Genomic DNA, 20992 nt, shown 5'->3' with positions numbered 1-20992 from the left:
GGTTACAAGCTCTGCGGGATGCCGAAGATGTAGTAGCGGAGGCCAAGCGCAGAGCGATTAGTGCCGCCGGTGTCCGGATTGTAGTTGGTGGCTCCGGTAGCGCTATTAAGGAATATCGGATTATCGCCGGCCATATAGAAGTCGACGCTTGTGTCGTGGATGTTGGCCCAACTGCTATCGCCGGATGCTATGCCCGCCCACGTTGCATTATTGCAGAACACCCGATGGTATCCATTGCGAACCGTTACGTTCGTGCAGTTGGACGGGAAGACGATTGTCTGCTTGACGAATATCTTCAGGGCTGGCGAAGGGTTGCTGAAGGATACGGTCGCCATCCTCTCGCCCTTGAAGCGATTAGACCCGGTGATCGCAGTAGGGAAATCGGTCTGCCAGGCAAGAAACCCCTGCGCCAGGATAGGCATGTATGCCAAGCGCGTGTCGACAATGATGTCGTTTAGGTTTGGCGATAGGTCGGATGAACCGGGCCGCTTGATCTGCACGTAGTCTCGCGTGCCATCGTTACCCTTAAGGAAGACCTTCTTGCCGCCAGTTGTCTCGGCCTCGCCGCTATCGGCAAAAACGACGTACCTGATGGTGATGTCGGTCGCGTTGCCGTTCGTTATAAGAACGCTGTTGCTTTGGATTTTGTACGTGAACTGAAGCGACTTGTCCGAAGCAATGCTGTCGTAATATGGCGGGTTCCAAAACTCCGTATCCGTCTTCCGCTTAACATGGAAGTCCATGTACGTCAGGTTAGTCAGAGGCAATTTGCAGTTGATGGTTGCCGTGCCGCTTCCCGGAACCTCGACGTCACCAGCGGCCATGATTTTGGCTGGTATCTTGTTCTCGTGGAAAATGTAGTGATCTACATTGGAGTCGGTCACGTCACGCCCCGGCAGAGCCAGGCGCGCCACTGTCGGGTTGTACAAGAGAGGAATTTGGCCGCTTACCGGTGTAGCGGAGAAATCCGGCAAGGCGTCATTGCGAGCCGGTAGCTGGAAAGTGCTAAACAGCCAATTTACATTGGTGCCGGTGCCACGCAAATTTGCAGGGCCGTAGCATTCACGGGCATTCCCGCTAATACCTGAGAATATATTACTGTCCACCAAAGCATTTGCGGTAAAGAATGGGCCGGCAGCTGTATAACTGTCTACATATCCGTTTGTAGAGCCGAAATTGCTATAATTGACAGTCGGCCCGTTGAATGTATCCAAACCCGCTCCGGTCGGAATGCGTCCTTCCAGAATAGGTAAATATCCGAAATTCCACCAATTTTGAAAGAAATGGATTGATTGAGTTCCGCCACTAGTGCTCCTATAGCGTGTAATCGCACCGGCAGTTTCAAACGCCGACGTCGGCGATGACGAACCGGCCGTTAAATCGTAATTGTTGAAATACCACCACGCGCCGAGATAACCGCCGCTGGTAAACGAGCTGAGATAAGTAAGCGGCACGATGTCGTAGATGTAGCCCAGTTGGGCATTTGAACTATCGAATTGGAACTTGCCGAAACTTGTGATCGACTCGTTTATGAGGTCGGTAGAGTTATCGAACGCAATGCGAAGTGCCGGTTTGCCGTTATATAGAATTCCAAATCCCATATTGGGCATTAAGGCACTCCGCACTGCGCGACGCTAAGGCACCGCTATCGAGAAAAACTTGTTGTTCAGGTCGAGCTTCACCGAGCCATCCGCGCTCTGCAGAAGACCCGCCGTCACCGTTCCGATGTTGGCCACCAGCGACTTCAGCGTCCCGCCAGAGAAGGTCAGCGGCGTCCCCGTATTGGTGCCGTCCGTAACCACGAACTGGCTTGCCTTGATGATGAAATTCGAGAACGGCAACGCCGGATTGCCTCCGGTGAAACCCGCCTCAATCACCCATCCCGCGTCAACCCAAGCGCTGCCCGTTGTGGCGCGAACCTGCGCCGTCATCCGCGACACGACATCTCCGGTCCCGGCAGTCGCAACGATCTGGAATAGGCCGTTGGCCGACACTGTGCCTACCGACGCCTGGACGCCTGTAATGGCCGCGGCCTGCGCTGTGAGTTGCCCATCGATGTCCGTTATCGATGCCTCAAGTTCGGTAAACGCTGCGGCACTTGCATCGCGAAGCCGGCGCGAGACCGAGTTGTCCTCAACCTGGCGTCCGGCAGACTCAACCGCCGCTGCGGCCAACTGCGAAAGCTTGTCGCGCGCATCCTGCAGACCAGCCGACAGGCTGGTCAGGAACGCTATAACATCGGCCTGCTGCTGCGCCAGGCCGACCGATACGTCAAATACGTCGGTCGGCGTCGATACCTGCGCCCACGCCGTAAAGAACGTCGCGCGCGGCGGGCTGGTGATGATCCTGTGCCGATACTCGTATGTCTTGCTAGGCAGCACGCCCTCGGAGACGGTAAGCACCTGTACGGGCATTTCTGCCCGCTTGACGATGCTGTTGACGTAGCCGCTATGAATGCCCGACTGCGTGCCGCTAGTGACGATGGCCGCGCCGCCTGGCGTCAACGACGCCGTGAAGGTACCTGCCGTCAGGACAGTCTTGACATAGAGCGGACTGTCAGGCGTCAAGCCGGTCGGCAGCGCGCCCGTCGTGGCGAGGTAGAACAGGTCGTTTGCAGCAAGGCCGTGGTTAGGCCAGGTGATGACTCCGCCCGGTATGGAAACGGTAACGCCAACGGCCTGCGGTCGGTATTCGACATCGACAGCGCTAACCGTGATGTCTGTGAATGCATCCCAAGAGAACCGGATGGCAGCCCTGCGTTGCGTGGATCCGTCAGCAACCTTGATTTGAACGCCAATGGCGGCAAAGTTGGATGCAGCATTTGCATAATTGGGGTTGCCTGGATCGACGGCAACGACAGGCACAGTCACATAGGCCGTGCCGTCGAAAATGCCCGTACTGACCTCCTGCAACGTCAAGTAGATATTGCGGGTAGCTTTATCGCCAAACGGCCCGAGGCGCTTTTCCATGATTTGGAAAGTGCGCGTGCCATACGCGGCGCTCGTCCACTGCACCCAGCGCCCGACTTGCGCATCCGCCAGGAAGCGAGGGTGAATGCATATTTCGCCATTGGCCTGGTAGCGGCTTGCCTTAAAGGCGATGTCCGCGAGCCGGTCAGCAACATCGGAACGGTTTACCGCGCTATACGGCACCGACACAGCTAGGCGCTCGCCGTCCTCGGCCAGAGCCGATGCATCGATGCGTGGCGTGAACGGTGTTTGCTCGTAGAAGTTGGATGGCTCGAAATAGGTGCCGGCAAGCGTGTTGATCAGTTCCGATTTCGTGCGTTTGACCGAGAAACGGAAAGGCTCATCGACCATGATGTCGTCGTCGGTGAACGTCAACACCAGCGATTGCGCAGCACCAACTATCGGGTACTCGCCGGTAGCATCTTCAACCCACGTCGCGGCACATGCTTCAAGCAGCGGCTGCATGTTCTGGTCATGCGTCACGCCAGAACCAGCGGCCGGAATCAAGCCCGCCGAATAGCGCGTGCCGGCGCCCACGACTTCATCGCAGATATTGGCCGCAATGGTCCAATTTGCCAAAGGAAGGCTGGACGCCTTAGCGCCCTTGCCGACCATCATTTCTGTGCCGTTGAATATCCCGCGCTCGAGCGCATAGGCCATCAGAATGGGGTTTTCGGTAAACTCCCATGTGGTCTGATCGGACCAGCGATGGCTGCCCGAGCCGCCGACCGTGCTATCCTTGCGCCAGTCATAGAGCGGCGCGCCCTGCACCTCAAAGAACGCCTGCCACGGCTGCGTCAGGTGTTCGCGGTTGAGGTATTGCGTAACGACGGCATAGGCGATGCCTGCGCCCTTGTGCGCAGATGTCCAGCGACCCGCGGGATTGGAATTCGCGATCAGGCCGGCATCGGCCGTCTGCGTCATCGTACCGGTGTAGACCTTGACCCAAATTTCCGAGTCAATGCCCTGAATGCGATAGCCGCGCGTCGCGTCCACTGTGCCGCCGAGGGTCGCCCACACACCGTTGTAACGAACGCGAGTAACGCCGCCTATACGAAAGTTGGACAGGATGTATACGTCCTGCACCGAGCGGTTTCCGGAGCCGTAGGCGTTCCGATAGATGAGGTGGCCAGCAGTGCCGACCTTGCCCATGGCGACCGAACGCGAAAGGTCTTCGCCGTAAGCGGTCTCAAGTTGCGACGTCTGCGCCTGCGCCTTCGGATGCAGGAGGTTGCCAAGAAGATATTTGGCGGCCAGTCCGAGGCCGAAGCGAGCCAGGCCCGCCAGGATAGTCGAACCGCCAAGCCAAGACGCAACGCCACCCAGCCCGACCGCCCCAAGGATGGTCGAGAAAATAGGGACTAGGAATCCCATTCGTTACCCGCCTTTAGCCGACCTTGAATGCCGTCTTGATTTCAGTTTGGGGAATGAACGACAGCCCGCGCTCGTCTTTCACAGCAAAGCCGCGATCGCAGACAAAGCCGCAGGACAGCACGCCATCGCGCTCAACGACGCCAACGTCGCCACGTTGCGCCATGAGCGTAGCAACGGGCGGGAATAGGCTTGCCAATGCCGCCTCGACATCGGCAAAGCCGCGTTTCAGAAGGATCTTCGTTGCGCCTGCGGGGGTGCTATATTTGCCGCCGCGGATGTCCTCCGCGGGGTCAAACCCGGTGACTGCGACAACGGCGTCCATGACGGTAAGCAGGCAGTCCGATGTTCCCCACTCGCCTGGCGTCTTGTTGTGTTCGTTGACCATGCGCGCAAGGCGCCGGTCCCAATCGGGCAACCGGGTTAGGGTGAGCATGGGATTCCTTTAGCGTGCAGCGCGCCTAGAACGTGATGTCGAACGTCTCGTGCTTCACCTTGGACGCATACTGAAAGAACATATCGCCAGCCAAAACCAATTGCTGGTCCTCATGGCTGGCCGTCCTGTAGCCGTCGCGGTGGTTGGCAATCGCGCCTGAGCGCACGTTAGCAATCAGTTTCGACTCGCCGCTATCGCGAGAGTGATCGACGGTATCGATGAAGCCATAAGCGCCAGGCTGCGCGTAAAGGAACGAGCGGTCGTCCGGATCGAAGTAGAAGTCGTAAACCGTTACCGGTGCGTCCTTGTAGCCCTCGGCCTCGATAAGCAGGAGCTTGTCGGGCGTAAGGCCGGAATCGCGTTGGGCGACAAGGTCGACCGTGAATGTCGACGCCGCGGTGCCGAGGCCATAGATCGGCTCCGAAACGGTAATGAGCGCATTGGGCCAGTAGAGTTGGCCATCAATGGTGATGTCGCCCTTGCCGTTCCAGAAGCCGTAGGTGCCGGTCGTACAGACGATCTTGATGCCGGAGCGGATGATTGCCCGACCGTCCGTTAGAACGTCCTGTAGGCGCGTTGGGAATGTCAATTGCGCCTCCTACTTCGGAATTTCCACAAGCGTGAACGATGCCGACGAAAAGAAGTCGTCGCCGATCGAAAACGAGCCAGGCATTACGCGCATGTTGGCAATCGGATTCTTGAACGTGATAACGGCGCCAGCGGTAATGTATGCAGGCACAGTCGGCTCAACCGTAATGGTCATGGTGTTGGCCACAGCCGTGGCGCCGGTCTGCACCCGGAATAGTGAATTGTAGCCGCCAGTGGTTGCCGAGACCAGGTCGCCAGGACCAAGTATCAGGCCGTTGTCGACGCTGTTGATAACCAGGCTGTTGCCTGTGATCGAAACAAGGTTGCCGTTGTTGGCGAGCGCAGCGTTGTTGGCGTCGCCCCAATAAGCCTGCGGAACGCACATATGCTGCGGCGTGTAGGTGATCGTGGTTAGCCCGCCGCGGCACGCGTCCTTGAACGCCTCCACTAAAAGGCGCTGTGCCGGTTTTAGAGGCACGGTCTTCATCTGGATTGTCCAATACGCATCTGCATACTCGACAAACGACATTGCGCGCGTGCCGCTACGGGATACCGAGACCGACTCCACAAGTTGCGGATAGGCTGGCATAAAGGGGACGGCGGGTAGGTTTATTGTCATGCCATCCCCCTCGTTTTTGCCTCACGCAGCGACTTGACAACCCGCGGCGTGAATTCCTTCTCGAACTTCTTCAGCGCAGCAGTCACCTGCTCGCCAGCGTCCTTGCCTCCACCCTGCATCTGGATGGTTGGGGCGAAGGTGATGACGTTGGATTGCGAGGATCCACCCCCAGATTGGATGCTTGGCACCTGCGGTACAATCGTGCCGTTCGTGCTCGGGATGAACAGTTCGGCCCTCTTCTCGCCAACAATATAAGGCTGGCCAGCCGTAACCGGGCCGCCATTGGCGCGCAGGCCAAGCGCTCCGATAATGCCGGGGTCGCTGCCACCGCCGCCGCCAGTAACGGCGCCCAAGATACTGCCAAGCCAGCCGCCACCGCCACCGCCGCTTGATGAGGCTTGCATGATGGCGTCGACCAAATCATTCTCGATCTTGTCGATGATCTTATCGAGAACGCCTTCGGCGATCTTGCCGAAGTCCTGCCAATCCAGCTTGCCGTCGTCCAGTGCCGAACGCAGATCATCAAACGCGCCCTTGATGACGTCCTTTTGCAGGTCGTACATTTCTTGCGCTTTGCGCAGTTCGTCAGATTGCCGAGCGTAGGCTTCGGAAACGGCGTCGATCTTGGCAATTTGGTCAGGCGTGAGCTGCGCGTTCTGCCAGTCCGTGTCGCCCTTCTTGCGGGCCTCCTCGCGGACCTGTTTCAATGCTTGCTGCTCGAGGTCGAGTGCCGTCTTGCGCTTGGTTTGCGCCTCATACGACAGGCCGAGCGAATTATACTCCTCAGTCAGCGCTGCAGTGCGGTCGCGGATCGACTGCAAGTCCTCTGCAAAGCGATCGTCGGCAGTCTTTGGCTGCGCCCTGTTGGCTCGCCTGGCTGCTGCGTCGGCTTTGCGCTGTGCCGCCGCAACCGCCTTGTCGTATTCGGCGCCGAGGTCTTCGCGATTTGGTGCAGGCGTCGGAATGATATTCGCGCCGCGCGCGATCGCGTCGTCGACCTGTGCGCCGAGCGGATTGTAAACGCGGCCATTCGGAGAACTGCCGGCCGCCTTAGCGTAGGCGTCGGCTACAGCCTGCGATGCGCCGCGCGCCTCAATGGCGATATTGCGCAAGCCCTGAAGTATGCCAGCAAAACTAGGATTTGCCTGCTCAAGCGCAGCAATGGCTGCATTGATTTCATCAATACTCGACTTGCCGTCTTTGGCGTCGTTGAAGATGTCCTGCAGCGTCTTTTGCAGCGGCTCAGACGTCACCGAGGCCATCGCGCGATTGAACTTGTCAATCGTGTCGCCCATCTCATCGACAGGCTGGCTCAACCCCGGAATCGCAGCCGCCGTGTTGGCCGCCTCCAACGCCAACGCCTTAAGCTCATCGCGCGTTGACGAAAGCTTAGGATTCACCTCGGCGATCTGGTCAATCTGGCTGATGAACGTCTTGACGTCGCTGGTGCGCGCCAGGTCTTCAATCGCCTGCCTGAACGGCTCAAACGTCGATATAAGCGACTTGGAAAGCGCGAACTGGTTGCCGCCGCCCGCGCCGATCGTCTTGTAAAGTTGATCCAAAATGCCTTTGATCTGCGCGGAAAGCAGATCTTTTGCGTTCTGGACGTCCTTTTCGTTCAGCGCGACAACGGAATTCACCGACAGCGCGGCGTAATTCTTCTTCTTGGCGGACGCCTCATCCCACGCATCGCCAAGCAACTTGATGTTGCCCTCGTGCGTCTTGGTGATCTCGTCAAGAGTCTTGAGGTTCGATCCGCCGACAGCCTCATACGCGATGAATGCAACGCCTGCCGCCGCAACCGCAGCGGTAACCAGCGGGAACTTGGTGGCAAGACCAATGGCGCCTTCGCCAAGGGCCTTGATCGACCCCATGACACCAGCAGGTCCGCTTTGCAGTGCGTCGAAAATTTGACCGGCCTGCGATGCGAAAATCTGCATCGGCTTGGCGCCAAGCGCGAACATCGTGATGACGTCGTTGCCTTGTCGCGACAGGTTCAAAAGCTGGTTAGCGGTAATCTTTGAACCGCCCTCAACGCCAGAGAGTGCGCCCTGCCATTCCTTAAGCCTTGGCCCGACAGGCAGGCCAACCATGGCGTTGATGCGCTTCTGAATTGGCGTCATCGACGCATCGATGCCTTTACCCATGGCATCGAATTGCCTCTGCACTCCAGAGGTTGCCTGGCCCACATCTTGGCCGAGTTGCTTTAACTGCCTCTTGATGGTAGAAAGATCGGTACTTACACTAATAAGAAGGTCGTCGGTTCTATCGGTCATCTAGAAACCTTCTTGACACGGGACAGTTATGTGGAAATGGCAAATCGGGATACTTGCGGGCGCGGCAGTTGCGGTTGCGGCGATCTACGCAGGCGCAAATGAGCCACCGGCCGCCCCCTACGACGCAGCCTATTGCGCCGGTCGCCTAAGCGACCTACGTGCCTTCAAGGCAGGCTATGAGCCGGCGAATGCGCCTCTTACCGAGCACAGCACTGCTGAATACGTCCAGAATTGCGCAGATCACGACAAGCAATTCGCCGAGGCGGCACGCCCGTATCTTTAGGCTCAACCATATTTGGCCAATAGCGTCGCCAAATCGTCGTCGCTCGGACCATTGTCCCTTTTGCCGCCGTCGTTAAGCTCGTTAAAGCCGTCAATCGCTAGCATGTACTCGGTGAGCGTCGAGCGCCAAAAGGTCTCCGGTGTCCACTGAAGGGCGCCAAATGCGCCCTTCATCCAATTTCGCCAAGGGAACGGCTTTTCTACCCCGCTGCCGGCGCGGCTTGGTCGTTTTTTTGCTCACCATCGAAGTGGTGCGACAGCGCGAGCGCGAACGCATCCGAGCACGCCTTGAAGTGCTTAAGCTTAAGCGCATCAATGGCCGCACCCCTGTCACCGCGGACGGTAAGCAGATCGATGGCGGCCATGGTAGCCGCGGCCTCAACGCCAGAGAGTCGCTGAAACAAATCGTTCAGCGACTTGCACTCAAGCCGCGTCGAGACGGCAGCCAGGCCAGCCATAGTGGCGGCAATAGCAAGTGGCGTATTGCCGACCCAGAGCGGTACCTCGCCGCGCGCACCGTTGACTTCCAACGGAAACGGCTTCTCCTCTGTAGTCATTCAATTACTCCGCAACAAACGACAGTGCGCCGCCCGCGTTGAAGGTTGCGTTGAAGGTCATAGTCCCTTCAACATCCCCGCCCAGCTCAAAATTGGTAACGTACCAAGGGCCAGTAAATGTGCCGAGGCCAGGCACAATGACCTTGGCATTGAATGTCGAGCCAGCAACCACGTAGGCCATGAACGCCGTCTGATTGGCACCAGCAACGTACTTGCCAGAACCGGTGAAGGTGCGATTCAGGATGCCGGGAACGCCAGTCTTCTGAGGCGTGTTTCCAGGATTATCGCAATCAACGACAGTCGTGTCGACATCGTTGGCCGACAGGTTGAAACTGCGGGTCATAAGACCGCAGAGATTCGTAAAAGTCTCGGGACCGCCGCCGTCGCCGATCTGGATGAGCAAAAGACGACCAGTCTGCTGGCCGGGAGTAACTGCCATGGTAGGCTCCATAAAGATAAAGCCCGCCAAGCGGGCAGTTGTTGAGTTTGGTTGCTGTGTCGCGCTATGCGGCTTCGATTTCCGCCTCGAAATCCACGACTGCATGGCCAGTTGTGCCATCAGCGTCGTAGAATACCCGCTCGCCGGTATGCGCGAGCGTTACCAGCCGGTTATTGGGAAGCGCCAACGGATAGTGATGCAATGCGTTGGCGACTTCCCACGCTATCGCCCTTGCGTCCTGTAGCGCACCACCGCCGCCTGGCAGCGGATTGCTATCGTCAGTCCAGACATGGATTGTAAGGCTGGCGATTATTCCCGTAACGCACTGCATGTCGTCACGGCGGGTCGATACGTCATCCACAGTCACATAAGGCGGCGTGAAAGACGCAGGCGGACGGTAGAAAATCTTGGCAGACGGGACCAGTGCGGTGAGCGCTGCGTATGCCTTAAGGCGAGCCGTGGCAACGCCGACAAGTTCATGTGCCGGTGCGGCCATATTCGCTCCTTATGGGTTTTTACTGCCCCATTGACGCCTTGACGGCTTTGCCGATGGCTCGCGCTATCTTGGCCTTGGCGGCTTTGCGGTACGCCTTCCATGTGTAGAAGACGAAAGGCTGTGCGCGCGAACCCGGATGGTTGACTGACGGCGTCGAAACTCGAGTGCCGTCACTCGCGGTAAACACAAGGTTTTTGCCATTGCGTCCGGTTATTTTGTGCGGCGCGGTGCCGTGTTCTACGAACTTCCACGTGAAGTCAGCATAGACGCCAGTCGCATCAGGATCCTTGGAGGGCTTGTTCCCGATCGCTTTTGCTCCTGGCATGTCAGCCTGGCGCGCGCCGATGATGCTGTCCTTTAGAACTCCAGTAGCGCCAACCGGTGCGCGTGCCGCAATGCGATTGGCGGCTTCTCGAGCAACCTCAAGCTTGGCTTTCGCTGCAGCTGCTGATGCTTCGGGCACAAGTTCGTCTAGTCGACGCTGCAGAGCCTCGCGGCCGATGATGGTGGCCTTCATTGCCATTAGCTGGCCTCGCCTTCTATCACCAGCAATTCAATGTACTGGCCGCGCTCATCCGGATTAACGATTGTCTTGATATTCCAGAATCGCAGAGGTTTGCCGTCCACCTTACCTTTTCGCGCGTCATAGACGCGCCAGTCAGCACGCACGGCACGCGTATCGGCACAACTGCGCACCGTAAGGTTATACGGCTGCAAGGCGGCTAGGCGGGCGGCTGTGACGCCTTCAACGCTAAGCCTGCCATTGAACTGCGGCGCAAGCCGTGCCGATATCGAAAACACGTCGGCAAGTTCGCCTGTGACGTCGTTGCCGTACTCGTCCTGCACCACATCGCGGCGCTGGAAAGTCACGCGACAATTTAAGGCGCCGGCTCCTGATCGCTTTGCCATGTTTCCGGCTCCTTGCGGCTTCTGCTTATCGGCTCAGCCCTGCCGGCATCGATAGCAAGAGCGGCGCAATTGCGCGTCACGTTGCATTCCATGCCGGCCTTGTAGTCGATGGTGAAATTGGGCTGCCGATACTCGTAGTCGGCGACAAACCGCACCCACATTTACAGAGCCGCGTCTGGCGCCTGAATGTCGATATTGATGACGGTCGCACTAGCGGCCAGGCCGAGCAAGGCAGGGTGGTCGCCGGTCGTAAGGTCGGCAACGGGAACAATCGCGCCGGGCGTGCCGCCGAGATAGTACGCGACGCCAGGCGTCACGGTAGCGCCGATCGTAATTGGGCCACTCAGATGTACGGCAAGCGGCTGGCCAGCAGACGCCGCGTGCAGCGCAATGCCGCGAGGCTTGCGCACAACCGCCGAGGCGTCGTTGGTGTCGGCAAGCTTGTACGTGCCGTCCGCGGCTTTGTACACAACCTGGCCCGCAGTGATTGAAGCGCCGGCGGTGCCGTTTTCGCGCGTGGAATTAGCGCCGGCAGCGACATTGGCTGCCGTGATAACTAGTGCCGTCAATGCGGCCTCCTTGGCGGCCTAGCCGCGGTTAGTAATATCGGTGGTTGCTGAGTAGCGAGTCGAACGTCGTCCAGCCGGACTCGTCAGCCGTCTCGCGAGTTTCGTAGAGATCGGCCAAGCGGATAAGCATCGCGTGCTTAACAGCAGGCGGCACATCTTCTGTGCCAATCACCGCCGTAAGGGTAATCAGCGAGCGCGGCTGGATAGACGGCCAGGTCTGCCCATACTTCACCACAATGGCGTCGCCGCGGTGTTCGTAGACAGTGTCGTCAAGCGTTTGAGCGTCGCCGTCGGCATCCACGTAGGCAATCGAGGTAATCGACGTCACAGGCCCAACCGGAAGGTGCGCGAAATCGCACCAATCATCCGCCTTCACCTCTACCGTCTGCGACGCCAGATACACGCCGCAGTACTTTTCGACATGGTTGCGTGCAACTGCGATCAGGGACGCCAGGCACTCGTCATCATCATCGAAGTCGACAGCGCGCACATGACGCTTGGCTTCTGCGACCGTTACCGGCTCATCAGTCGGCACTACTGTTACCGCTGGCTGGTACCACATCGCCCCTACCCTTCTTGCCCTTGACCGGTTCCTTGGGGTCGGCGTCAACAGCGAACTCTGCAGCCTTAAGGCGCTCTGCCTCGGCGTCTTCAAAATCATACTCATCGCCGGGCGCTAGACTGAACAGTGGCCCCGAAAGGCCGGTAAGCATCTTCAAAAGCATGTCGCCTCCAAACAAGGAGGCGGGCCAGCCAATAGCCGGCCCGCTGTTCCAGATTAGGCCAACTTCAGGTGTTTGACCGCGGCCGCGTCGAGCAACTCTCCGTCGAAACGGATCAAGCCGGCGATCCCCAAGTCGGGCCAGAATCTTTCTCGGAGTACCCCAATTACAGGGCTTCCCACCTTGCGCACCCAGAATTTGCCGAGGTCACCGAAGATCACAGCCTTGGCGCCAGTGGCAATATCGGCCACGGCCTGGTTGATGTTATATTTATGGTCCAGCAGGGCTGCCGGCTGACCCTTGGTAATGTCGCCCATCTGCCAGAGGTAGTTGCCCTGACCGTCCTTCAGCTTGCGGATGGCCGCCAGAGTCTTGTCGTTGAACATCCACCCCACTTTCGGCGACTGGCGGTAAGCCGGGTCTACCGAGTGCAGCAGGTCAATCAGTTCGTCCGAGGCGATTGCAGTGGCCGACGCAGCCGTCTTGCCAAGGGTCGAGGCGGTGACAATGCCGTTCGGGGCGTTGGTGCCGGTGCCAGTCGTGAGCTGTGCGTTGGCAAGGCGGCCAAGGCGCTCGCCCAGCAGGTCACCGAGCAGCGCCTCGACCGAGAAGATGCTGTCCTGCGCCAGCTGCCAGGAGAACTTCACGAACTTGGTGTTGTAGTCGTATGCCTCGAGCTGCTTCTGGCCAAACGCCGCATCAGCCGAACCGTCGTCGGTCAGCGCAACGCCTTCCGTGCCAGCAACGCCCGTGTTTGCGGTGTCGTCGGTTGTCGGGATCGGCAGAGCATTGCCTGAAGTGGTGTTCAGTTCGCTGACGATGTTGCCATCATACATCGGGCCCCACGCCTTCATCGCGCGGACGAGCATGTTCTGAAGTTCGACCGGAACGGTATAGCCGCCGGCCGAATTCGAGCCTGCGGTCTGGATACGCTTTTCAATGTCCTGCACGCCTTCGCGCAGTACGTTGCGCTCCTCAGCGTCGAGCGCGTCGAGGGAGGCGCCACTGGCGAGGAATTTGTAGAACACCGAGCGGTATTCCGGCTTGTCGCCTTCGGCCCGGCCACGCTGCTCGGTATCGCCGCCAGTCGGGCGCTTGGCCTTGCGCTCTTCCTCGGCCGCGCGAGCGATGCGATCTTCGGCCGCGGACATGCGCTGCTCGCGCTCGATATCCTTCTCGACCTTGTCAAAATCGGCCATGACGGAGTCGTGGCGAGCTTCAAGCTCGGCGGCGCGGGCCGGGTCGGTGTTCTTCTTGATTTCGTTGAGCGCTTCGCGCGCCTGCGTGACCAGTTGGCCGCGCTTTTCCTGCATTTCCCTGAGAGTCATTGTCTAGCCTTTTGGCAATAGGAAGCCCTTGCGCGGCTTTTGGCGGCGCTAGCGGGCAGTCTTGGGTTGAAATGGCGGACGTGCCGCCCTCCTCGGCTTGCCGAGGGTGACTACGAAGCGTCCGCTGATCGCCCGTCAGGCGATTTGGATGCCTCGGATCTTTTGCTCCATGGAGGCGCGCCTTTCGGCAACTCGCCTGGCTGCAGCGGTAGCATCTGCAGTCCGCTTTTCAGCGTCTTTCTTGTGGCGCTCGACCTCTTCGCGCGCAGCCTCTAGCGAGCGCGCCGCCAAAGTGGTGTCCGGATATGCCGGGTTTGCCGTGGCCGTCACTTCGTAAAGCTCAGCCTCGAGAATGGTGCGGTGCGGAGGCTCTTGAGTGTCATCCCACTCTTGTTTCGTTGCGCGGAACGCGAATGACATGCCTGAAACATCGCCGCGCTCGACGAGCGTCCAAAGATCATTGCCGTCGCTCGTATCGGGTACGTCGATTTCTACGGCCAGACCTTTGGCATCCTCAGACAAGCGCAGCGTCTTAGAGCGAGTGCGCCCCAAAACTCGGCCCATGTCGTGATCGTATAACGCTAGGATGTCGCCGCCGATCGCCTTACTGAAGGCGCCAGGCGCGATGCGCTCAACGAAATAGTCGCCAATAGTCGTGTCTGAATTCCAGACGGCGGCATACCCAACAAGGGTGCGCTTGCCGTCCGCGGCGCGGGCTTCAACACCAAGCAGCCCGCCGCGCCGTTCAATATCGTTCGTCATGCGGCAGCAGCCCCACTGTCTGTAGCATTGTTGTCGTTCGCAGGCGGCGCAACAGACTTGGCAACATTGCTACCAAGCGCAACTGTGGCACCTTGGATGTACAATGCGTCGCCGTTCGGCATTGCCGGGCGATTGTCCAGCGCGCGGCCTTCGTTCGGCGTGATTAGTCCGTTCTGCACGCCCTGTGCCAAGCCGGTCATGCGTGTGACGAAATCACCGCGAAGGATGCCATCAAGGTTGTGGGAAACGTACTTCCCGCCGGCGCCGTTGCGACCGAACAGCTTGAGGTTCAATTCGTCCTCGAAAGCCTCGGCCCACTGGCCAACAAGATGCTGAACCAGCATCAGGTTTTGCTGCTCGGTGTTGCTAAACGTTGCGCCGATAAGATCCTGCAGGAACACCTTCGGCAACTGATAGATGCGGGCAATCTCTTCCACTTGGAAGCGACGGGCTTCGATCATCTGCCCTTTTGCCGGGTCGATGCCGACCGGCTTAAGCTCGTAGCCAGGCGGAATCGGGAAAACCGCCTCGTTTGCGTTCTTCGCTGCGTCGACAGACCGCTTGATGTCGGCCTGAGCGCGCTGCATTGCGTCTTTGCCAGCAGGCAGCGGGCCGGTCAGCGCTAGCGGAGGTACGCCACCGCCAGCAAAGAAATTCGAGCCGTAATCATTCATGGCCAAGGCAAGCTGAATTGCCTTGGACCCCATGGTGATCGGCCCGTAGTGCCTCAGGCCATCATGCCACAGCATGAATGGAACGTCGATGACGTCTTCGGCTGAGTATTCCTTGACCGGATGCGCTGAGTCGCCGAACTGATAGACAACTCTACCACCTCGCCTCTGGATCGTCGTCCTCGTCGGATCCATAGGCCAGATAGAGTCTACGCCCTGCGGCGTGCGCTCAATCCATGCCAGGCCTCGGCCGCCCGTAAACACCTGCTGCCAAAACCACTGGCGGAACTTGAAGGAACCTTGCTCCGGGTTTGGAGCGTCGTGCACAACCGCCTGTAGCTTGCCTGTAAGTTGCTTAGGGCCGTCCTTGGTGTCGCGGTAAGCGTGCAGTGGCAATGCAGCCAGAGTGCGCGACAGAAACGCCACAGCGGCCCACACAGACGGTACGGCCAGGGCGCTGTCGATCGTAACGGCGGGCAGATTGAGCGACTGGATGCCGAAATATGCCAAGAAATTTTCGGCACTTACCGGAATGTTCTGGTTTTCGATGGAATCGCGTGTTTCTGCGACATTAATGACCGATTCTGCTCGGTTTTCGCGGCTAAATGGCCACATCAAGCCGCCTCCTTCATGAGTGAATATTCGGGATCATCCCACGGTGATGTGGGTTGCGCTGCGGTCGACCCGCCGTCCACCGCAGCGCCGATCGCGATACAAAGGGCCACGGCAGCATCAATGCGTACCGAGGCCTTCGATTTCACGAACCAACGGTTGTCCTGCGGGTCTCGATCAAATGCGGCGCCCATGAGCGCGGTCATCAACACCGGACTGCGCCGCAACCGAATGCGGCCGTCGATGATCATGTCTTCCAGAGCAGAAACGGACCCGGGCATCCACAAGCCCAACGGAGGCGCCTCGCCTGCTGCCTTTGCGGCTTCCACCTTGTTTTCGCTTGGCCTGGCGCGAACCTTGCCGCCTTGCGGGTGCGCTATGTGCTCAACCTCTACGCCAAGCGCTTCGACTTCCTCGCGGAATTTGGCGTAGGCGTATTTGTCGTAAGCGATCGCCTGGATATCGAAAATCTGGTCGAGTTGCTGCACACGCGCGGCTACGAAATCGAACCGAATGCGTGAACCCGGCGGTGCATTCAGCCAACCGCCCTGCACCCACAAATCATAAGGCTGTTTGTCGGCCAGTACGCGCGCCTTCAGCGTGTCGCCTGGCGTCCAGGCTTCCACCCAAGCGTCGAACATCGGCAAGCTAACGACCGTGCCATCGTCTCGCTGCATGTCCTTGTGACCAGTCGGCACAACACACGCCAGCACGGTCAAGTCTTTGCTCGCCGAGAGGTCGGCACCCAAGAAAAGCGGCGCCTCTGCGTGCTCTTCTTCGGGATCGAAGTCGTCCATGACGGCTTCGACGGTCGCGCGCGGCATCCACGCCTTATCAGCGTCGGTCCAACGGCAGAAATGGAGACGAAGGATACCGTTCAGCTTGCCAGGGATTTGCTTCGCCTGCGCCACAACGCCAGCCAAGTATTCATCGGTCAGGATCGTGCCGAGCAGCGGGTTCGCCTTCACCCAGCACGCCGGATCCTCGAGCGGATCATCATCTTTATCCAGCGCACAGACATATGCGAACGTGGTGTCGTCCAGCACCTCACCAACATAGGTGAAGTCATCGTCGGGCTCCCTGGTGCCGGCGGCAACTCGAACGGCGTGCTCGTGCTCTTCCCAGCAAACCGTATTCCGGTCGCTGCCGGAATTCGTAATCATTAGCAGGAGCGGTTGGCGCCGGAATTTGAACCCGCGCTCCAGCATCTCCATCGTGGAGCGATCGGGATGCTCATGCACCTCGTCTGCCAGGGCGAAATGCGGTCGTGGTCCGCTGCCCGATTTGCCGCTGTCCTTCGAAATCGGTCGGAAGAATGACCCGGAACGATGGTGCGCGACATTGTACTCACGCCCGAGACCGCCACTGAATTTTAGTCGCGACTTCAACGCCGGAGCGGCGCGAACCATCTTCACAGCATCTTGGAACAGGATGGCTGCCTGTTCTTTTTTCGCCGCTGCCGCATAGATCTGCGCGCCTGCTTCGTTGTCGGCCATCAGACCGTAGAGTCCGACACCGCCAGCAAATGGCGACTTGCCGTTTCCCTTGCCTTCCTCGATGTAGGCGCGTCGGAAACGGCGTGTGCCATCCGCTCTCTTCCAACCGAAGAGCGAGCCAAGCTTGAAAGCCTGCGACGGAGCCAGCGTGAACGGTTTGCCCTCGAACTGGCCCTCGGAGAGCTTTAGCCGCTCCTCGAAAAACCGGAAGACGCGCACAGCAGCGGCATCGTCGAACCACAGTCCGCGCTCTGCGCCGTTGGCGAGGTCATCGAGGTGACGTCTGCAGGCATTCCGAACATGCGGGCCAGCGACAATCTCACCGGCAAGAACAGCCTCGGCGTAGGCATTCACACGCGCCAGCGCAGGGGCGGCGTCAGTCGAGCAAGTCGTCAGCGTCCTCTTCGTCATCAGCCACCGAGATCTTTGTCGCGTCGGCCGGCGTAGCGCCCATCTGGCCAAGCATCTGGCGCAGCAGGTTCATGGCCTGCACGCCGACTTCCTGCCCCGCCATAATCCGACCCTGAATATTCGCCGCCATCCCAATCAGCGTGCGATGCGACTCGTTCAACCAGGGCAGCTCTTTGGCAAAAAGCTGCCAAGCCGATTTGGCCTTGCTGGTGTCCGTATCGGCGATCCATTTCGGCGGAACGCCAAGCGGACCATTTGTCTTCGGCTCTTTGCGCGCCGCAAATCGCTGCGGGTTCTTCTTGTCGCTGGCCTCAACCGCCGCTTTGGCGCGAGGTGTTCTTGGCCTGGCCACGTCAATCCCTCATCATGGTCATATTCTCAATTGTGGATGCGTGCGCTTTGGGGATGCACCGGTTACTAAGAGGCGGTGTCCGCCAGGCCTGAGGCACCCCCTACCCTGTCACGTCGGCCAGCCAGACGGGTCGAACCGGATCACAGTCAGCCCGAGGTCTTCGCGCTGCCCGCGGCTCGAATGGCATGGTTTGCACGTCGAGACGAATGGGCCGGTCCAGAACCTGGCTACATCGCCGCGATGGGCGACCGCGTGGTGCACCTCGGTCGCGGGCTCGACTATCTCGCGCTCGAGACACCACTGGCATAGTGGATCCTGCGCTAGCTTGGCGAGGCGTAGGCGGCGCCATTGAGCGGTTGCATAGAGGCGGCGATATTCTGTGGCTTCTTGCGAGCGGCCCGTGTGCGTCGATAGACTTCGCGCTATCGGCTGCATAACATCGACTTTAGCTAATTGGGGGTGCTGATATGAGTGAAGATGACACCGTGCCCATTGAGGAAATGGACGACGAGATAAAGAAGATATTGCTCAGGCCAGAGGCGTTTAAGGTTGCCTATGAGGAGATCGCATCAAAAACAAGGGGATCGATCGAACGACTTGCAAGTGCGTCTCGCGCATTATTGATTGCGCACGGCGCCGCCGTTGTCGCATCTCTGCAAATTATAAGTCAAAATCAGAACGCTAAGCTTGCGAACGCCAATGTATTTTGCGCAGTATTCTGTTATGGCTTCATTCTATCGATGTTTTCTAATTTTTTCTCGTATTACGCCCTTGAAGAGGTAAATACTCGGCACTGGGAGAAGAAAACGGAGGGCGCGTTTCGCACCTATCTTTGGCTCACTGCGGGTCCAATGATCATTTCGTTTGTGCTGCTTTTCGTGGCGGTAGTGGCAATAGGGCACGATCTCTACAGGTGGTAAATTGGTCCGCGGCCTTGCACCGCGCCGACCGTCATGCGGGGTTGCACACGCCCGCGCCGCTAAACGGTTAAGCGAAATGCCGTCGTCGCCCGTTAAGAGGCGCCAGCGGCAATAAAGAGTTACCCGGCGTTCAACAAGTGACGCCGGGGCGGCCGTAACCGCTGTACAGTTTGTAAGGGTGACGAGCCGGGCAAATCCGACCTTCAGGCCGCAACTTTTTTCACGGCGGCGACGAGATTGTCGTTCGCAGCCTGCAGGCGTTGCCTCCCAACCTTGGCCGCATAGGCGCCAGTATGTCCAAGTGCAGCACCGATATCCCCATAGTTTCTGGCGGTCATAGCCGCGTCGAGCACGGCGGTGTCTTCCCGAGACAGTTCCTTGGCGGCCTCTTTCCACGTCTCCTTATTTCGCTGCGCCGTGTATAGGTCGACCCACGAGATGGCTCCGCCGCCTGCGCAGGTGGTCTTCTTCATTCCGATGAACAACTCGCCGACGTCGCGACTCCCGCTTGCTATGCCCGATTCATACACGGTCGCGGGCGGTATGGTTGGCGTGTTCGCGATTGCCCGCGCCAACATCTCGCGGGATTCGTCGGCCGAGTAGGATCTCCCACCGCGCTTCTTTCGGCTGCTGGCGATGTACCGATGGCGCGCGCCAAGCACACCTTCGAAGAAGCGTTTGGAGCTTGCCTTGCGGGCGCCCTTCTCGTCAGCGGCTTTCTCGCTTGTGCCGAGCATAGCTCCAACAGGCATCTCGGCCCGAAACTCGACGGCTTTGCCCTTCTTGGCGGGCGGCTTTCGCAGGGCCTTCTCCATCTGTGTGCCGTCGCTGAAGCGCAACTTGCCTACGCGCACGACATGGCCACCCTTAGTTTCAAAGTTACCGGCAACGGGCACAAGGTGCTGATCGACACTGCCGCCGAATCTAGCGAGCGGTCGCACTACCCATTCGACCGTGCTGATCGACCGCTCCATCTCCTGCAAGCTCGGTGTTATCTCATGCCTGTGTTCGACAGAGTACGTCCGCTCCTCCTGATCAGCCTCAGGATCCTGCCGGTTATCGTTGTCGGCAGAGGTCGACCAATTCGACTGCATTGGCTCGACCGTTTCGGGCTTGTTACGCCAAGCCAGCACGCCAGCAAGTCGCTTTGCCTTCGCGTTCGTCTTTTTCTTCGGGGCCGGACGATCCAGATAGGCCGCCAGTGCCGTCTGAAACGAACGGTACTTTTCGTCGTGGCTAGGCTGCTGCATTATCGGCGCCCTCCTCGGATTTGCAGTTATCGTTGGCCGGAAAGTGTGGCCGCGGCGTAGAGGCGTACACACCGGATGCTGCGGCATTGAATCGGTCGAGTCCGGTGATGCCGTCAGGCGGCAAGTGGAAATCACGCAGCATCGCTGGAGCAGGGCCGCGCCATGCTGGTGCGCCTTGAGCGCGGAAGGGTCTGAAGGGTGGCAATCGAAACTCCGTCAGGAAAACTGGCGAACGGGTTTGCCAAGTTGCTTCGCGAGCAGCATGGCTTCTTCTGGCTTGAGCCACGATGGCGGGATAAAGCAGCCTTTTGTTTCTCGGCACATCGTCACCATGCGCCGCATTTCAGGGATATAGGCGTCCAGACGCCGGAGCTTCGGATTTATGACGCTCGGCGACATCCAGAACTCAGATGCCTGGAGGACGTCGACCGGTGTTTCTGACACGTACCAATCGCGGGGGTCGTCCCCCACACTGCGAGCAGATTCATTCAATTCTTGGCCTTCCTCCGTAGAGTAACCCTTGTGCTCACGCCAAGGGGCGACAGGAATGTCAGAGACGTGAAAGCCAAGGGCAACGCGGTTCAAGGCAAGCGCATTCAGATCATCCGATGTGGCCTTGAGTTCCTTTCGCTCACCAGTCGTTTTATCGACTGTGAACATGGCCGCGCCAGTTGTAAGCGTCTTCGGGATATCGATATTGGTTGTGAACCAGGCTAGCGCTGGAAAATCGTTCATCGCCCTCCTGGTAATGGCATCGGTTTTGATCTCGCCAAGCTTTGGATGAAACGCGCCCTGTGACTTTCCCTCCACCTCAATGACGCCAGCCATCCAGATCAAGTTGGTGCGCAGTGTACTCGTGTGGTGATAGACAGTTGGAGCCGCACTCTCCCGACGTCGCTTTGCCTCGCCCATTTTAATCCTCCGTTGCAACTTTTGAACTTTTGAACTTTTCCAAAC

At 58.8% G+C, this 20992-nt stretch carries 25 protein-coding genes; 2 read left to right on the top strand and 23 right to left on the bottom strand.

The features are described 5' to 3' along the window. Positions 1-2: 2 nt before the first annotated feature. From EJ077_RS16315 to EJ077_RS16215, 21 genes are all read right to left on the bottom strand, one after another. Positions 3-1610 (bottom strand): hypothetical protein, encoded by a 1608-nt coding sequence (locus tag EJ077_RS16315; RefSeq protein WP_208695260.1) that lies wholly within the window; start codon positions 1608-1610, stop codon positions 3-5. Positions 1611-1634: 24 nt separating this feature from the next. Then, entirely contained in the window at positions 1635-4343 is a 2709-nt protein-coding gene (locus EJ077_RS16310) for a phage tail protein (RefSeq protein WP_208695259.1), read from the bottom strand. Between the two features lie 13 nt (positions 4344-4356). Beyond that, the gene (locus EJ077_RS16305) at positions 4357-4776 is read right to left on the bottom strand and encodes a DUF6950 family protein (protein ID WP_210212116.1); all 420 of its coding nucleotides are present in this window, start codon (positions 4774-4776) and stop codon (positions 4357-4359) included. Positions 4777-4801: 25 nt separating this feature from the next. Continuing rightward, a complete protein-coding gene (locus EJ077_RS16300) occupies positions 4802-5365 on the bottom strand; it encodes a hypothetical protein (protein ID WP_208695257.1) in 564 nt (187 codons plus the stop codon). A gap of 9 nt (positions 5366-5374) precedes the next feature. Beyond that, on the bottom strand, positions 5375-5851 hold the full coding sequence (locus EJ077_RS16295) for a hypothetical protein (RefSeq protein ID WP_208695256.1): 477 nt from the start codon (positions 5849-5851) through the stop codon (positions 5375-5377). Positions 5852-5979: 128 nt separating this feature from the next. Continuing rightward, complete coding sequence (locus EJ077_RS16290; RefSeq protein WP_208695255.1) at positions 5980-8259, bottom strand: phage tail length tape measure family protein; 2280 nt, start codon at positions 8257-8259, stop codon at positions 5980-5982. A gap of 285 nt (positions 8260-8544) precedes the next feature. Further along, positions 8545-8715 carry a phage tail assembly chaperone gene (locus tag EJ077_RS16285; RefSeq protein WP_127869483.1) on the bottom strand — a complete coding sequence of 57 codons (171 nt, stop codon included), beginning with the start codon at positions 8713-8715 and terminating at the stop codon, positions 8545-8547. Positions 8716-8741: 26 nt separating this feature from the next. Beyond that, entirely contained in the window at positions 8742-9098 is a 357-nt protein-coding gene (locus EJ077_RS16280) for a hypothetical protein (RefSeq protein ID WP_208695254.1), read from the bottom strand. A gap of 4 nt (positions 9099-9102) precedes the next feature. Then, positions 9103-9537 carry a phage tail tube protein gene (locus EJ077_RS16275; RefSeq protein WP_127869485.1) on the bottom strand — a complete coding sequence of 145 codons (435 nt, stop codon included), beginning with the start codon at positions 9535-9537 and terminating at the stop codon, positions 9103-9105. Positions 9538-9601: 64 nt separating this feature from the next. Further along, the gene (locus tag EJ077_RS16270; RefSeq protein WP_208695253.1) at positions 9602-10033 is read right to left on the bottom strand and encodes a DUF3168 domain-containing protein; all 432 of its coding nucleotides are present in this window, start codon (positions 10031-10033) and stop codon (positions 9602-9604) included. 19 nt (positions 10034-10052) lie between these two features. Then, on the bottom strand, positions 10053-10556 hold the full coding sequence (locus tag EJ077_RS16265) for an HK97 gp10 family phage protein (RefSeq protein WP_208695252.1): 504 nt from the start codon (positions 10554-10556) through the stop codon (positions 10053-10055). Further along, positions 10556-10942, bottom strand: coding sequence for a head-tail adaptor protein (locus EJ077_RS16260; protein WP_208695251.1), 387 nt, complete (start codon positions 10940-10942; stop codon positions 10556-10558). The genes EJ077_RS16265 and EJ077_RS16260 overlap by 1 nt, the downstream gene beginning before the upstream one ends. After that, positions 10912-11103 carry a hypothetical protein gene (locus EJ077_RS16255; protein WP_208695250.1) on the bottom strand — a complete coding sequence of 64 codons (192 nt, stop codon included), beginning with the start codon at positions 11101-11103 and terminating at the stop codon, positions 10912-10914. Before EJ077_RS16255 ends, EJ077_RS16260 begins: the two co-directional genes overlap by 31 nt. After that, complete coding sequence (locus EJ077_RS16250) at positions 11104-11511, bottom strand: hypothetical protein (RefSeq protein WP_208695249.1); 408 nt, start codon at positions 11509-11511, stop codon at positions 11104-11106. 28 nt (positions 11512-11539) lie between these two features. Continuing rightward, positions 11540-12046, bottom strand: a complete 507-nt coding sequence (locus tag EJ077_RS16245; RefSeq protein ID WP_245458436.1) for a head-tail connector protein — start codon at positions 12044-12046, stop codon at positions 11540-11542. Further along, positions 12036-12236 carry a hypothetical protein gene (locus tag EJ077_RS16240; RefSeq protein ID WP_208695247.1) on the bottom strand — a complete coding sequence of 67 codons (201 nt, stop codon included), beginning with the start codon at positions 12234-12236 and terminating at the stop codon, positions 12036-12038. Before EJ077_RS16240 ends, EJ077_RS16245 begins: the two co-directional genes overlap by 11 nt. Positions 12237-12289: 53 nt before the next feature. Next, positions 12290-13561, bottom strand: coding sequence for a phage major capsid protein (locus tag EJ077_RS16235; RefSeq protein ID WP_208695246.1), 1272 nt, complete (start codon positions 13559-13561; stop codon positions 12290-12292). 135 nt (positions 13562-13696) lie between these two features. Beyond that, entirely contained in the window at positions 13697-14323 is a 627-nt protein-coding gene (locus tag EJ077_RS16230; protein WP_127869494.1) for an HK97 family phage prohead protease, read from the bottom strand. Next, entirely contained in the window at positions 14320-15609 is a 1290-nt protein-coding gene (locus tag EJ077_RS16225) for a phage portal protein (RefSeq protein ID WP_208695245.1), read from the bottom strand. The genes EJ077_RS16230 and EJ077_RS16225 overlap by 4 nt, the downstream gene beginning before the upstream one ends. Further along, entirely contained in the window at positions 15609-17456 is a 1848-nt protein-coding gene (locus EJ077_RS16220; protein ID WP_245458435.1) for a terminase large subunit, read from the bottom strand. Before EJ077_RS16220 ends, EJ077_RS16225 begins: the two co-directional genes overlap by 1 nt. 22 nt (positions 17457-17478) lie before the next feature. Next, a complete protein-coding gene (locus EJ077_RS16215) occupies positions 17479-17865 on the bottom strand; it encodes a hypothetical protein (protein WP_208695243.1) in 387 nt (128 codons plus the stop codon). Between the two features lie 180 nt (positions 17866-18045). Between EJ077_RS16215 and EJ077_RS32585 the strand changes: the two genes are divergently transcribed. Next, positions 18046-18174 (top strand): hypothetical protein, encoded by a 129-nt coding sequence (locus tag EJ077_RS32585; protein ID WP_281040172.1) that lies wholly within the window; start codon positions 18046-18048, stop codon positions 18172-18174. 158 nt (positions 18175-18332) lie between these two features. Next, on the top strand, positions 18333-18785 hold the full coding sequence (locus EJ077_RS16210) for a hypothetical protein (protein WP_208695242.1): 453 nt from the start codon (positions 18333-18335) through the stop codon (positions 18783-18785). A gap of 203 nt (positions 18786-18988) precedes the next feature. On the opposite strand, the gene EJ077_RS16205 is transcribed toward EJ077_RS16210, so the two are convergent. Next, on the bottom strand, positions 18989-20035 hold the full coding sequence (locus EJ077_RS16205) for a hypothetical protein (protein ID WP_208695241.1): 1047 nt from the start codon (positions 20033-20035) through the stop codon (positions 18989-18991). Positions 20036-20251: 216 nt separating this feature from the next. Continuing rightward, a complete protein-coding gene (locus EJ077_RS16200; RefSeq protein ID WP_208695240.1) occupies positions 20252-20947 on the bottom strand; it encodes a hypothetical protein in 696 nt (231 codons plus the stop codon). Positions 20948-20992: the final 45 nt, after the last annotated feature.

Origin of the sequence: Mesorhizobium sp. M8A.F.Ca.ET.057.01.1.1, assembly GCF_003952565.1 — a bacterium.
Classification (GTDB): Bacteria; Pseudomonadota; Alphaproteobacteria; order Rhizobiales; family Rhizobiaceae; genus Mesorhizobium.
The sequence above is the reverse complement of the archived record's forward strand: the minus strand, read 5'-3'. Positions and strand labels throughout refer to the sequence as shown.

What these genes read in the sequence shown, in the direction of transcription:
- EJ077_RS16265 (WP_208695252.1), bottom strand. Translation starts at nt 10,556, where the DNA reads ATGGCAATGAAGGCCACCATCATCGGCCGCGAGGCTCTGCAGCGTCGA.
- EJ077_RS16260 (WP_208695251.1), bottom strand. Translation starts at nt 10,942, where the DNA reads ATGGCAAAGCGATCAGGAGCCGGCGCCTTAAATTGTCGCGTGACTTTC.
- EJ077_RS32585 (WP_281040172.1), top strand. Translation starts at nt 18,046, where the DNA reads ATGGCATGGTTTGCACGTCGAGACGAATGGGCCGGTCCAGAACCTGGC.
- EJ077_RS16230 (WP_127869494.1), bottom strand. Translation starts at nt 14,323, where the DNA reads ATGACGAACGATATTGAACGGCGCGGCGGGCTGCTTGGTGTTGAAGCC.
- EJ077_RS16280 (WP_208695254.1), bottom strand. Translation starts at nt 9,098, where the DNA reads ATGACTACAGAGGAGAAGCCGTTTCCGTTGGAAGTCAACGGTGCGCGC.
- EJ077_RS16290 (WP_208695255.1), bottom strand. Translation starts at nt 8,259, where the DNA reads ATGACCGATAGAACCGACGACCTTCTTATTAGTGTAAGTACCGATCTT.
- EJ077_RS16225 (WP_208695245.1), bottom strand. Translation starts at nt 15,609, where the DNA reads ATGTGGCCATTTAGCCGCGAAAACCGAGCAGAATCGGTCATTAATGTC.
- EJ077_RS16235 (WP_208695246.1), bottom strand. Translation starts at nt 13,561, where the DNA reads ATGACTCTCAGGGAAATGCAGGAAAAGCGCGGCCAACTGGTCACGCAG.
- EJ077_RS16255 (WP_208695250.1), bottom strand. Translation starts at nt 11,103, where the DNA reads ATGTGGGTGCGGTTTGTCGCCGACTACGAGTATCGGCAGCCCAATTTC.
- EJ077_RS16310 (WP_208695259.1), bottom strand. Translation starts at nt 4,343, where the DNA reads ATGGGATTCCTAGTCCCTATTTTCTCGACCATCCTTGGGGCGGTCGGG.
- EJ077_RS16240 (WP_208695247.1), bottom strand. Translation starts at nt 12,236, where the DNA reads ATGCTTTTGAAGATGCTTACCGGCCTTTCGGGGCCACTGTTCAGTCTA.
- EJ077_RS16295 (WP_208695256.1), bottom strand. Translation starts at nt 5,851, where the DNA reads ATGAAGACCGTGCCTCTAAAACCGGCACAGCGCCTTTTAGTGGAGGCG.
- EJ077_RS16210 (WP_208695242.1), top strand. Translation starts at nt 18,333, where the DNA reads ATGAGTGAAGATGACACCGTGCCCATTGAGGAAATGGACGACGAGATA.
- EJ077_RS16270 (WP_208695253.1), bottom strand. Translation starts at nt 10,033, where the DNA reads ATGGCCGCACCGGCACATGAACTTGTCGGCGTTGCCACGGCTCGCCTT.
- EJ077_RS16205 (WP_208695241.1), bottom strand. Translation starts at nt 20,035, where the DNA reads ATGCAGCAGCCTAGCCACGACGAAAAGTACCGTTCGTTTCAGACGGCA.
- EJ077_RS16275 (WP_127869485.1), bottom strand. Translation starts at nt 9,537, where the DNA reads ATGGCAGTTACTCCCGGCCAGCAGACTGGTCGTCTTTTGCTCATCCAG.
- EJ077_RS16200 (WP_208695240.1), bottom strand. Translation starts at nt 20,947, where the DNA reads ATGGGCGAGGCAAAGCGACGTCGGGAGAGTGCGGCTCCAACTGTCTAT.
- EJ077_RS16315 (WP_208695260.1), bottom strand. Translation starts at nt 1,610, where the DNA reads ATGCCCAATATGGGATTTGGAATTCTATATAACGGCAAACCGGCACTT.
- EJ077_RS16285 (WP_127869483.1), bottom strand. Translation starts at nt 8,715, where the DNA reads ATGAAGGGCGCATTTGGCGCCCTTCAGTGGACACCGGAGACCTTTTGG.
- EJ077_RS16305 (WP_210212116.1), bottom strand. Translation starts at nt 4,776, where the DNA reads ATGCTCACCCTAACCCGGTTGCCCGATTGGGACCGGCGCCTTGCGCGC.